A 12967-nucleotide genomic window follows, 5' to 3' on the forward strand; every position below is an offset into this window, starting at 1 on the left:
TACAGAGAGAACAGCGTTGAGCACAGTGCATATTCATGCCCGAGATATCGTTTTAAACGATGCTGTCGGCAGCTTCGCGCGGCAGATCGCCATTCTGGCGGAGGAAGCAGGCCACCACGTTCGACTTTGGGCTGAACATACAGACGTTCAAGAGCCTCACCCTGTTGAAAGCCGCTCTGCATTCTGGACGGCAGTCCAGCCGCAAGATGTCATCTTTTTCAATCATTCGATCTTCGATCCTGCGCTTGAGGATATTATCGCTCTACCGAATCCTAAGATTGTCTATTTCCACAATATCACACCGCCTGATCTGATTGATCGTGCCGACGAGCGAACAATCGAAAACTGCCGGCTGGGCCTTGGGCAGCGTCGACTTCTCGCTAAGTTCGACATCATCATGGTCAATTCGGAAGTGACTGCTAAGTGTCTGCTCGAGGCGTTCGACGCGGATGCTTTAGCGCATCACAAGGACCGGATCGTCATTTGCCCGCCGCTCATCGGCGCGGACCGGTGGAATGCTGTTCAGGCCGAAGATCTCCGAGCTGAGTCGAATAAACGAAATCTCCTCTACGTCGGGCGCATCGTTGCACATAAGGGCGTCCTCGACATTGTCGATATCGCCGGAGAATTAGCGGCGCTGAAGATGCCGGTTGCACTCGATATAGTCGGTGGTCCCACAAACGGCCCCTACGTCGATTTTGTCAAGGCACTCGCAAAGACGATCGAGGAAACTCATGGCGTGCCTGTCACCTTCCATCATGGGATATCGGATCGCCAATTGAAGGCGCTCTATGAAATGACGACGGCCTGCATCGCGCACTCGTCTCACGAAGGGTTTTGCGTGCCCGCCCTCGATGCGCTGGCCTTTGATAAACCGATGTTCGTCACTCCCGTTCCCGCAATATTGGAGGTGTTGGGGTCTGCGGCATTGCTAATTCCGGAAAATGACAAGGCGGGGGCCGCCGCGGCGATCGCGGCTTTTCTTATAGATGGCGACCACGCTGGCCACGCCTCCTTGCGGAAGAAACGCCTTGAGGAACTGCGGATAAAGGCTGATGGCAGGCTTATCCTGAGTGCTATCGAAGGTTTGGGAGCGGCCTGATGCAGATTGTCTATGCGACTTATCCTTGGGCATTCGAAACACCGGGCGGCGGCGAAATCCAGCTGCTGAAATATGAACAGTATCTGCTCAACGCCGGCGCGGATGTGGTGCGGTACGATCCCTGGGGTGGCGGCCTCGACAAGGCGGACATATTCCATTTTTTCTCGTGTATGGGCGGCTCCGTACATCTTTGTAACTACGCGAAGGCGCGGGGCATTCCTCTCGTCATTTCCGCCAGCCTCTGGCTGACGGAAGAAACCACTCATCTCTACCCGATCGCCGAAATCGCCGCGCAGCTTTCCTTGGCCGATGCGATCGTTACTAATGGCGATGTAGAGAGCGACCGTATCTCGACCATACTCGGTCTATCGCGTGAACGCTTCCATACGGTGCGCAATGCCTGCGATCCGTGGTTCGGAGAGCCTGTTGACCCTGGACTTTTCCGCTCCGCCTACGAGGTTGACGGGCCGTTTGTGCTCAATGTCGGGAATATCGAGCCACGCAAGAACCAGTTGGCTTTGATTCGCGCAGCAAAGCAGGCCGGCAAGCCATTGATACTCCTCGGTCATATCCGAGACGCAGAATATGGTAAGGCTTGTCTCGCTGAAGCCGGTCTGAATGTTCGCCATTTGGGCGCACTTGATCACGATAGTCCGCTGCTGCGGTCTGCATATGCTGCTTGCGAGGTTTTCTGTCTGCCTTCAACGTTGGAAACGCCAGGCCTTGCTGCTTTAGAGGCATCGGCTGCAGGTGCGCGACTCGTGATCACGGGTGAAGGCTCCACCCGCGAGTATTTTGGAGATCATGCTCTGTATGTCGACAGCGACGATGTAGAGGGGATTGCCGCCGCGTTGATAAAAGCAGGAGAATCGCTGCCCTCGGAGCAGCTGCGGCATCATGTGAACAAGAACTTTACCTGGAATCGCGCCGTCGAGCCGTTGCTAGAACTCTATCACAGGCTTGCGGCTGCGCGTTGACAGGCGAGTCTATTTGCCCTTACCAGAGCGCATTTGACGCGGAATTTCAAAGGCTGAAAGACAATGATTTTTAGCGCTCTTCGGAACGGCATTCGCGGGGCCTTGGCAACGACCATCGTCTACCCCCTCACAGAGCGCTATGAAGCCCGCGATATTCGCAGCAAAACGAGATGGGTTAGAGAAGAGATCGACCGCCCGTTTGCAGAGCGACGTGCGCGTGCGGTGGCGCGCCTTGCCGAAACAGTTGTCTTTGCCGGCGCCAAGGTGCCGTACTATCGTGATCTGTTCAGTTCGATCGGCTTCGATCCGGTGAAGGTGGCTGCGGACCCCCGATATATCGAGGATTTGCCATACCTAACGAAGGATATCATTCGCGAACAGGGTCAAAGGCTGATGCGCGAGGACCGGGACGGTATGCGGATTCATGTGGCCAAGACTGGTGGTTCGACTGGACCGTCCGCTCATATTTATTATGATCAGGAGGCGGCGGACTGGTCTTCGGCCGTCACCCAGGAAAGCCGCCGTCGCGTCGGAAACACGCACTGGCGTAGCGAGCTGCATTTCGCCTCGAAATTTCCGGAGGTATTTCCGTGGCGGGACCGCATGCGTGAGCATGTGAAGTGCTTTGCCATGAATCGCGACAATATCTTCTTCGCAACATTCGCAAGCGAGGAACTCGAACAGATATGGCGCAAAATAAAGTCGATCCGGCCACATCTGGCGCATGCCCATCCGTCTACCGCCGATCAGATCGCAGCCCATGTCGAGGCGACCCGCGGCAGGGATAAAGGGTTCCAGATCTTCGAATCTTCCGGCGAGTTGCTCGAGGCGCGGCAGCGAGAGCGCATCGAGCGGGTGCTGCAATGCCAGGTGATTGATCGCTATGGCTTGGCGGAAGCCGGCGTGATCGCCTACCAGATCGATCCTAAGAGTTCCGATATGCGATTTTACGAGTTTTTCGCATGGCCGGAGTTGCGGACGGAAGAGGAAACAGGGTTGGCGGATGTCCCTGAAGGTGCTCGCAGTGGTGAGTTGGTGATAACTCCACTTTTCAACAGGATGATGCCGCTGTTGCGCTATCGCACCGGTGACAACGCCATCCTAGCGCAGCAGCCAAATGGTATTGTCATTCCCCGTATGGTTGGCCGCGTTCACGACGTGATCATGTTGGGCGGCACGCCACTTCCCACCCACTTTATCCAGGACGTGCTTGATCGCGTCGGTGGCATTCGTGAATTCCAGATTCAGATGCTCCATGGCAAACCGGTGTTTCGGCTTGTGCCAGAGGATACCGCCGACACAAATGCAATCCGGGAACGCATTGCCTCGTGGTGGTCCGACAATGTCGAGGTCGAATTCATCACGCCAGCCGACCTGAAGCTGGTCGGCCTGCGCCAGAAATTCAGGCATTTCGTACCAGAAGAGGCATCGGGGCAATGATCACCGTATTTGCAGGTAGACCCGGTGATTCCACCACCGAGATCGTCGCGGAAGCATTCCGCCGATCGGTAACCCGGGGTCTGGTAACGGTAGTATCCGACGATCCCGTGCCGACAATTGGAGACGGAAATGTTTATGTCTTCATCTCCCCCCGGGTGGATCAAGCGCCCCTTGTCGCTGCGGCTTCTAGGTCAAACGCCAAGGTGCTTCTATTTGGTCACTTGCCCGACAAAGTCGCGTCTCTGGCGGGACTGGCTGAGCCGGGATCTCTAGCTTCCGGATGGGCCGATGCGGCGGCGTGCCCGCCGACGCCAATTTATACGACAACGCGATCATCGGCGGTGGTCAGCTGGAACAAGCATCCCCTGGCGAATGCATCACCATTTTCGTCGCGACCTTTCTTACGATTTGACTATGCCGACGAATGGAACAACTTAGGATACGGACGGATTACGGCCGATGGTGGGTCATGGTCTATTGCGATGACGAGCGAAGCTCTCGGCGCAACGATGCTCGCGGTGGCTTCTGCACCGGGTATTGCGAAAGATCTCCCGTTCGTCACCTTACTGGAAAACGAGACGGCGTCCATCCTCTGGTGGAACCGTCCAGTGGGTCCAGTCGACAGCGCCGAATGGGCCGTGATCGAGACATTCCTCGCGGATTGGCGGCACGAGGACAGGCCGTGCATTCCGGTCATTGGGGAAATTCCGCACGGATATGACGCTGCAGTGACGATGCGCCTGGATTGCGATGAAGACATTGCATCGGCGCGGCCATTGTTCGAACTCTATCGTTCGCGCGGCTTGCCTTTCTCGGTGGCGATCAAGACTGCTCAGGAAGACAAGGACGAACACGTCGCGCTGATGAAGGAGGTTCTGGATGCCGGCGGCGCCGTTCTCTCGCACTCTGTTACGCATGCACCCCGCTGGGGAGGCTCCGGAGAAGCCTGCGAGATAGAAGCTCGAACCTCTTCAGACTGGCTCGAGCAGCGCCTTCCGGGCTTGACCGTGCGCTATGCCGTATCGCCCTTCCATCAGAATCCCGCCTACGTGCCAGAAGCGCTGAAGCGCGCGGGGCTGCAGGGTTTCGTTGGTGGTATCATCGCTAACGATCCGGAAATGCTAATGGCTAAGGGGGGAACGATACCGGGTGACGGGTCGGGAATCGTTACGCACAGCCAACAATGTATGTTGCATGGTGATTGTATTCTGAGGGAGGGGGATCCTTTGGCGATCAACAAGCAGGCGTTCATGGTCGCAGTTGCTGCCGGAAACCTGTTCGGCTATCTCGATCATCCATTCTCGCCGCGCTATGACTACGGTTGGGGATCTGAGGAACATCGCCTGTCGCGACATAGTGAGTTTATTGACCATATCGAATCGGAAATGGCGGGTCGCCCAATTCTTTGGCTCAATGAAGAGGATACCTTGGACTGGATCGCGGCCAAGATGCGCCTAACGATGCGAGAAACGAACAATGGCTTCGAACTGATCGAAGGTACCGCGGTTGGAACCCCGTCAGGTCTAGCATTCTCCGTTCGTTGGCACGGCGCCACGGTGGCGTTGGCGGATTTTGTCGATGGCTGAAATCGGCGTGCGTCATGTCATGATCATCGTAGGCACGCGGCCAGAGGCAGTTAAGATGGCGCCGGTCATCAAGGCGCTATACGCGCGGCCAGAAGCTTTTCGCTGTACGGTGGTCTCAACGGGACAACATCGTGAGATGTTGCGCCAGACATTGACCAGCTTCGGGCTGTCCGTGGATGTCGATCTGGACATCATGCAGCCCGATCAAACGCTTGCCTCGTTGACAGGAGCTGCGATCGGAGCATGCGAAAAGATCTTTCAAGCTGCAAGACCGGACGTCGTCCTTGTGCAGGGGGATACGACGACGGTTCTTTCGGCGTCATTGGCTGCACATTACGCCCAGATTCCAATTGCTCATGTCGAAGCGGGTCTGCGGACCTATGAGCGCTACAACCCATTTCCGGAGGAAATGAACCGCAAACTCGTTACGTCGTTGGCTACACTGCATTTTGCGCCGACAGAAGGATCGGCACGACAATTGCGGAAAGAAGGCGTCTCCCCATCCAAGATCTTCGTTACCGGCAACACCGTCGTCGATGCGCTGGAAGAGCTTCGAGGCAGGGTGACCTCCGAGAATATATCGCCCGGCGTCAAGGAATTGGTAGCGCGAAGCCAGGGACGGTTCGTGCTTGTAACGTGCCACCGCCGGGAGAGCTTTGCGCATGACCTCAATGTCATTGTCGAGGCGATCGCCACGCTGGCCGACCGCTTTCCAGATCGCACGTTCTTTTTTCCCGTGCACCTAAATCCAAACGTTCGCGCGCTAGTGATGCCAAGGCTCAATGAGGTTAAAAATGTTGTGCTGGGGGATCCGGTGCCCTACGCAGATATACTATTTTGTCTCTCCTCTGCGGAGCTGGTGCTGACGGATTCGGGAGGCTTACAGGAAGAGGCTCCTTCATTCGGCGTGCCAGTCATCGTGTTGCGCAGGACGACGGAGCGGCCAGAAGGGGTACGCGCCGGCTTCTCTCGCCTAGTGCCGATCGCACGGGAAAATATTGTCTCCCTGGCTAGCTCCTGGCTCAGGTCTCGTCGCAAGACAAAGCTGGCTGGAAGAGCCAATCCTTACGGAGACGGCAATGCTGCCGCGCGGATCGTCGACATACTGTCGAAGGAGCCGTTGCCGTGACCGGTGACGATAAGCGAATGACATTCGTCATGTTTTCGACAGCTGATTGGGCAGCACCTTACTGGACGAACAAGCAGCATATCGCCGACCGCTTGGCCAAGCGGGGCCATCAAGTGCTCTATATCGAGTCACCCGGAATTCGTTCCCCTAGAGCCAATACGCGTGATCTGCTCCGCATATGGGACCGCCTGAAGAGAGCGTTCATTCCCCCAAAGAAAGTTGACCAAACGCTCTGGGTCTACGCGCCGCTGACAATTCCATTCGGTCATAAGAGCAGACTTGTCCGAGCTTTCAATCGGTGGCTGCTTGGCTCGGCGATCCGCAAATGGCTGAAATGCAACCGCGATGGTGATGATGTTATTGTATGGACCTACCACCCGTATATTGACGGCATCATGGATGGTTTGCCGGTACGGTCTACTATTTATCACTGTGTCGACGATCTTGCTGCCATCCCTGGCGTGGACGCCGATTCGTTTCGAAAAGCAGAAGTGACGCTTCTCGAAGGAGCGGATCGTGTATTTACGACAAGCCCTTATCTTCAGTCTCACTGTGCGGCCGTGGCTGGAGAGCGCAGTGTCTACGAGCGCAACGTCGCCGATATCGAGCATTTTTCGCAGGCGAGGCATGCTGGAACAATCCCTGCCGAGTTGGCTGAAATTAGTGGACCGAAGCTCTGCTACACAGGAGTTTTGTCCGACTACAAGCTCGATTTCTCGCTCATTGAACAGTGTGCCGTTGCTCGGCCCGGCTGGAATTGGATCTTCATCGGAGACGAGCCGGAGGGCCAAAAAAGCCCGGCCGTTAGCCGCTTAAGTGAACTGCCCAACGTTTATTTTTTGGGGTACCGGTCCTATGACACTCTACCGAGCTATTTGCGCGGGACAGATATTGCAGTTCTTCCCAACCTAACAACAGGTTACATGTCGGGCGTTTTCCCGATGAAGTTATACGAGTACATGGCAGCAGGAAAACCCATCATCTCCACAGCGATAGACGCGCTCGATGATATCAAGGATCAAATTGCCGTAGCGCACGATCCAACGGAATGGATTTATAGCGTCGAGAAATTACTTACCGCACCGCCTGAGGCGATTGGACTGCATGATCCAAGGCTTCTAAATTTTAGCTGGGAGGCGCGACTCGACCGAATGCTTGCATGGATATGAAGAGAATCTCTCCAGCCGCGTTGTCGATTTTATTCCTGATTTCAATCGGCGAAAGGTTCTGTATCCTTGCACTCGGGCGGCAAGGACATTGACATGCAACGCTTTGACATCAAGGTTGGACCCGTAATCGGAACTTTGATCTGTGCTGATTATCCTAACTCGCCACAGCGTAGCGGCACGACCTGAGCTCACGGCATCTGTTACTGCTCCGCACAAGTACCCGACTGAGTCCTGTGTACAGCTTATCCGAGCACCCCATCATTTACATAGGTCCTACCCTCAAAGATGCCAAACTCCAAGTAATGCACAAGAGGGTCGATGCCGGCAGCGGCGACATCCGGGTAAAGTTTCAAATATCCCGCAGTGTCAAACTTTGCGGAGGGATCTCGCCCCTCATGCCAACCAAACTCCAAGTAATGCTGGAACGGGTTGATTCCAGCAGCCGCTACGTCCTTGTACCTGGCCAAATATGCTGAGGTGTTAAAAAATGCGTCGGGATCTCGCCCCTCATGCCAGCCGTACTGGTTAAAGTGCTGCTGTGGATCGAGATGGGCGGCCGCTACATCCGCATTATTCTGGTAGTAGAATTGTCCATTAATTAGCAGATCATTCGCCGTGACAGCACGCCCCTCATACATACCGAAATGCAAATAATGCTCAAGCGGATCAATCTTTGCTGCGGCGACATCTGGGTTGATCCGCAGATATTCCTTCGTATTGAACCGGTCAGAGGGATCTCGCCCTTCCTTCCATCCGAATTGATCATAATGCTGTAAGGGGTCGATTCCCGCAGCCGCAACATCATGATATTTCGCCAAATATTCGGACGTACTAAAGAAACTGTTCGGATCACGCCCTTCCTTCCAACCAAGTTGATCATAGTGCTGGTCCGCATCAACGCCGGCGTTGAGAACATCACGATTGTGGGTGTAATAGAACATATCATCGACCAGGCTGTCACTTTGAACAACCGCTCTATCGGAAAACTGTAGCTTCTCAATTGAAACCAAGCTTTCCACCGCTCCGCCACCCTTGACTATCATGGCGCGATAACCGTAGTCGACCGTCGCCTGTGCTAGACTGAAGTCAAAGACGGCCGTGTCGAAACCAGCTCCCCCGTCCAGCCAGTCGTTACCGGTACCACCCTTTAGCGTATTATTTGCAGCATTGCCGATAATCGTATCGTTGCCGGATCCGCCAATTGCGTTTTCGATCAAGGAGCGGCTATCGCCATGATACTGCAGGGCATTATAGACATTGCCGTGCGCGAAGTTGCCATCCCCGAGGTAGGCTCTTTGTGCAGCGGAAATCAATGACCAGCTGCCCGGTCGTAAATCTATAGATAGATTTGTTGTGTAGTTCGAGAAATCATAGGTGTCGTTGCCACCACCATCCCAAATGGTGAGAAAAATGCGATTGTCGCCGGGCTTTCCTTGCCCGACGCCATCAATGAACATTTCACCGGTCGTGGGTGAAAAGGTGTAAGTCGTATCTCCGGAATGCGTCGTGAAATTGGCACCATATAGCTTCTGGATCGCTGCAATGTCATACATCATCGGCGACTGCGCAAAGCCAAAGTGTTCGTTTGTAAGGCCAGCGCTCGTCGATGCCGCAAAATAGGAGCGGTAGCTCATGACAGTGAATTCCATGCTGTCATGCCAAATACTCATCGTCGAGGAATTATAGGGTGAAGGCTCAAAAGAATGCTTGAGTCCAAGTGCATGTCCGATTTCGTGGAGAGTGGAGATCCAGGCGTAATTGCCTTTGATCGGGTCGGTCATCGCACTTGTGCCGGTCTGCGTACCAAACCAGACGTCACCACCCTGATCAGAGTTCGATGGCATATATGTATAGGCGGTATCTTGCGCCTCATCCGACATGCCAAAACGAATTGTGGCACTTCCCGGATCTGCTTGTTCGTTGAACGAAAGATTCGAGACGGAAGCATATTGTGCCAACGCGGAATTCACCGCAGTCTGCATGGTGACATTGAGTGGCTGAAACGTCAGCTGCTCCCCGGTACTATAGCTGCCATACTGCGCACTGCTCGTCGGAAACGAAAAATCCAGTGAAGTTTGCGCCCAATACTGTCCATAGATCAAGCCATCGGCATCGTCTCCAAATACCGAAACGGGATAGGTGATAGTAAGCATTCAACAAATCTCCCGGTGCATGGCGTCTCTAAAAGCCCTCTTTCACTGAGCTGAGTAAACGAGGAAAGGAAAATATGCAAGTATGGGTAGCATCATCTTTGGCACTATCCTTGATTCCCGGGCGCCGTCCATCTCCGCATCGTTACTATTCTTTAAACGCGCGAACCACCTGATCGGTCAACGGTTTTGCCAAATAGGCTAACATCGTTCGCTGATCCGTGTGGACGAATGCCTCCACCGGCATGCCAGCTATTGGCACCATATTACCCAATCGGGCCCATTCAACCGCAGGTATAGAAACTCTGATATCATAGTAGCCTTGCCCAGTACGCTGATCGGTTGTTATGTCGGCGCCGATACTAGTTATGCGGCCTGCTAATCCCTGCGTGGTGCGTTGATTGAAAGCCGAAAACCGAACCATCACCTCCTGCCCGACAGTCACTTGATCGATATCTCGTGGTGACAGTTTGAGTTCCGGCGTCAATGCATCCTTGTCGGGCACGATCTGCATGATCGCCTCGCCAGGCGTGACGACCGTTCCGGTAGCATGAACGACAAGCTGATGAACGATCCCCTCCTGGGGTGCGCGAATATCAACGTGCTTCAGCTCATCTTCGGCAGCAACGAGCCGCTCAGAATATTCGCCGATATCACTTTCGGCCTGCCGCAATTGATCCGATATCTCGGTTCTTTGATCGTCATCGACTTGAATAATCTGCAACTGGGTTTCGGCAATTTTTCCATTGGTTTGAGCCGCGGAGGCGACCAGGCTGCCAAGCTGTCCGGTGAGATCAGCTGCATCACGCCGTAAGCTATAGACTCGCGTCGCGGGAATGATGCCCTGCTCAAGCAATGGCTGAAGACTGGTGAGTTCGGTATTTATGATATCGATCGCCTGTCGTTTACCTTCCTGTTGAGCGCCCAGCCCATCCGCCTCCTTCGAAAGCTGACGAACCCGTTCGGCCAATTGCGCCTTGCGGCCTATTCTGGATGAGCGCCGGTCTTCAAACAGCCGCCGTTCTCCGTCAAGTATCGCCGCTACTTCGGCTATATCTTGTTCGTTTAGAAGGTCCTTTGGAAAAGTGATCGTTTCTTTCGCATCTCGCTCTGCCGAGAGCCGAGCTACACGCGCCGAAAGTTCCTTCAGACGCTTTGAGATGATGGCACGATTGGCACGTGCCTGCGTATCGTCAAGATGTACGAGTATTTGGCCAGCTGCAACGAGATCGCCGTTTTTGACGAACACCTGGCCAACAGTGCCGCCCCTTTGGTGCTGGACGGGCTTGACATAGCTGTCAACAACCAGCGTCCCAGTGGCGATAACGGCACCCTGAAGATGAATGGTGGCAGCCAATCCTCCCAGAACGCCGACGAGAAGGATGACGGCGGCGAGCGCAACCAGCGTCAGGCGGCGCACGGCGCGTTCGGCGAGGGGCGCAAGAGCGCCGTTCATTGCGCCATCTCCCCACCGCCGACAATCAGCCGGACGGTTTGAGGCTCCGGGGGTCCGGGCTGCGTTGTCCTCCTGAGAACTTCATCCTTCGGCCCGAAAGCCTGCATTTGGCCATTCGCCAACACGAGAACCTTGTCGACCGCAGCAAGCGCGCTAGGACGATGCGCAACGACTACGACAATGCCTCCTCGGGCCTTTACGCTCAGTATGGCTCGCGATAGCGCCAGCTCTCCATCAGCGTCGAGATTCGAATTTGGCTCGTCGAGAATGATCAGGAACGGCTCGCCATAGAGCGCGCGGGCCAGCGCAATGCGCTGCCGCTGTCCGCCTGACAACGCGGACCCTTGCTCGCCAATCTTCGTTTCAAAGCCTTTAGGAAATTGCAGGATCATGTCGTACACGCCCGCCGCCTTCGCAGCAGCAATAATCTTGTCCGAGGTCGCATCCGGATCAAACCGAGCAATGTTTTCGGCGATGGATCCGCTAAACAGTGCGACATCCTGCGGCAGATATCCGATATGTTTGCCAAGTGCATGCGGATCCCATTGCGACAGTGCTGCTCCGTCCAAGCGAACCGCTCCTACAACGGGTGGCCAAAGGCCGACGAGCCCCCGCGCGAGTGTGGATTTGCCGGATGCGCTGGGGCCGATCACACCAACAGAATCCCCCGCCTGGAGCTCCACGGATATATTTCGTACGATCGAGTTCTTGGACTCGGGCGCCGCAAGATGCAGATTTTCAACTTTTAAGACTTTCTCCGGCTTGGGCAAAGCGACCTCTCGCCCATCGACAGACATCAAGTCGGCGAGCCTTACCAGGCGCGACCAACTATCTCTGGCGGCAACAAAGCCCTTCCACTGGCTAATTGCCAATTCGACCGGAGCCAATGCTCGACTGAGGAGAATGGAACTCGCAATCATGATGCCACCCGAAGCTTCCTGACGAATGACGAGGATCGCGCCAACGGCGAGCACGGCTGATTGCAGCATCATCCGCAATATCTTCGAAATTGTCCCGAGGGTAATGGTTAGGTTTGACAAGCGTAAATGATTGCCTAGATAGCGGCTATTGATCTCATCCCACTTCGCGCCAAGCATATGACCGAAGCCCATAGCAAGCACAGCTTCGGAGTTTCTACGTGTTTCTTCCGCCAGCGCCAAGCGCTCCGACAAGATCTTGGCTGCCTCTTTTGCCGGTTCGCGAGACGTCCGTTCGGTCAAGATTGTAAGTCCAACAAGTATCAACGCGCCGGCAAGCGCCGTGATTCCGATCCAGATGTGAAAAAGGAAACACAAACCAAGATAAAAAGGCATCCAGGGAATATCAAATAGAGCAGTTGGCCCTGGCCCGGAAAGAAAGGAGCGTACAACGTCAAGATCCCGTACGGGCTGGAGACCGTCTCCTTGCATCTGCATGCGCGCGGGAAACAAGACAAGAGAATCGTACACTGTTGTTCCAAAGCGCTCATCGACTGACAGTCCTAAACGCACCAAGAGCATTGAGCGGACCACCTCTAGAAATCCTTGAAAGGCATAGAGCGTCGCCGCAATGATACCAAGGCCAGCGAGAGTCGGCAGACTACGCGCCGGGATCACCCGGTCGTAAACCTGCAACATGAAAAACGAGCCGGTTAGTGCAAGGATATTGACAAGCGCGCTGGTCGCTCCGATCCCCAGAAAAGCCATCTTCAGTGACGATAGCACCGCCATCAGAAATGATCGCGGCGGCTTAATTGCGTTATCGAACACGTCTAAATTCCCCGCGAGCCGTTGCCGGGAGAACGTAAGCCACCCGACGGAAAAATTGCTGCAGCCAAACGATCGAATAAAAATGAGTTATTCGCGTCCCCGAACATAAAGGATACGTGCCCCTCTCTCGTCACTCATATATTTCGGCGTCGCCCCAAATCAATTCAACAATTGACGTGGGGACCGCCGGGCGGACCAATTGCCTCAGAA

The 12967-nt window shown here is 54.9% G+C and carries 9 protein-coding genes; 6 read left to right on the forward strand and 3 right to left on the reverse strand.

Annotated features, from left to right (window positions below):
• The first annotated feature begins 25 nt into the window (after positions 1-25).
• From Q4Q11_RS17860 to Q4Q11_RS17885, 6 genes are all read left to right on the forward strand, one after another.
• Positions 26-1102: a glycosyltransferase gene (locus Q4Q11_RS17860; RefSeq protein WP_498570342.1), complete on the forward strand. Its 1077-nt coding sequence runs from the start codon at positions 26-28 to the stop codon at positions 1100-1102.
• Entirely contained in the window at positions 1102-2079 is a 978-nt protein-coding gene (locus tag Q4Q11_RS17865) for a glycosyltransferase (protein WP_113223632.1), read from the forward strand. The genes Q4Q11_RS17860 and Q4Q11_RS17865 overlap by 1 nt, the downstream gene beginning before the upstream one ends.
• A gap of 102 nt (positions 2080-2181) precedes the next feature.
• A complete protein-coding gene (locus Q4Q11_RS17870; protein ID WP_498570339.1) occupies positions 2182-3519 on the forward strand; it encodes a phenylacetate--CoA ligase family protein in 1338 nt (445 codons plus the stop codon).
• Positions 3516-5105 carry a polysaccharide deacetylase family protein gene (locus tag Q4Q11_RS17875; RefSeq protein WP_113223634.1) on the forward strand — a complete coding sequence of 530 codons (1590 nt, stop codon included), beginning with the start codon at positions 3516-3518 and terminating at the stop codon, positions 5103-5105. The genes Q4Q11_RS17870 and Q4Q11_RS17875 overlap by 4 nt, the downstream gene beginning before the upstream one ends.
• Positions 5098-6234, forward strand: a complete 1137-nt coding sequence (gene wecB, locus Q4Q11_RS17880; RefSeq protein WP_113223635.1) for a non-hydrolyzing UDP-N-acetylglucosamine 2-epimerase — start codon at positions 5098-5100, stop codon at positions 6232-6234. Before Q4Q11_RS17875 ends, wecB begins: the two co-directional genes overlap by 8 nt.
• A complete protein-coding gene (locus tag Q4Q11_RS17885; RefSeq protein WP_498570340.1) occupies positions 6231-7403 on the forward strand; it encodes a glycosyltransferase in 1173 nt (390 codons plus the stop codon). Before wecB ends, Q4Q11_RS17885 begins: the two co-directional genes overlap by 4 nt.
• 242 nt (positions 7404-7645) lie before the next feature.
• On the opposite strand, the gene Q4Q11_RS17890 is transcribed toward Q4Q11_RS17885, so the two are convergent.
• From Q4Q11_RS17890 to Q4Q11_RS17900, 3 genes are all read right to left on the reverse strand, one after another.
• On the reverse strand, positions 7646-9556 hold the full coding sequence (locus tag Q4Q11_RS17890; RefSeq protein WP_498570341.1) for a M10 family metallopeptidase: 1911 nt from the start codon (positions 9554-9556) through the stop codon (positions 7646-7648).
• Positions 9557-9701: 145 nt separating this feature from the next.
• Positions 9702-11009, reverse strand: coding sequence for an HlyD family type I secretion periplasmic adaptor subunit (locus Q4Q11_RS17895; protein ID WP_113223637.1), 1308 nt, complete (start codon positions 11007-11009; stop codon positions 9702-9704).
• The gene (locus Q4Q11_RS17900) at positions 11006-12718 is read right to left on the reverse strand and encodes a type I secretion system permease/ATPase (RefSeq protein WP_498570343.1); all 1713 of its coding nucleotides are present in this window, start codon (positions 12716-12718) and stop codon (positions 11006-11008) included. Before Q4Q11_RS17900 ends, Q4Q11_RS17895 begins: the two co-directional genes overlap by 4 nt.
• Positions 12719-12967 lie beyond the last annotated feature (249 nt).

The sequence above is a fragment of the Rhizobium sp. UFLA01-1127 genome (genome assembly GCF_059803845.1).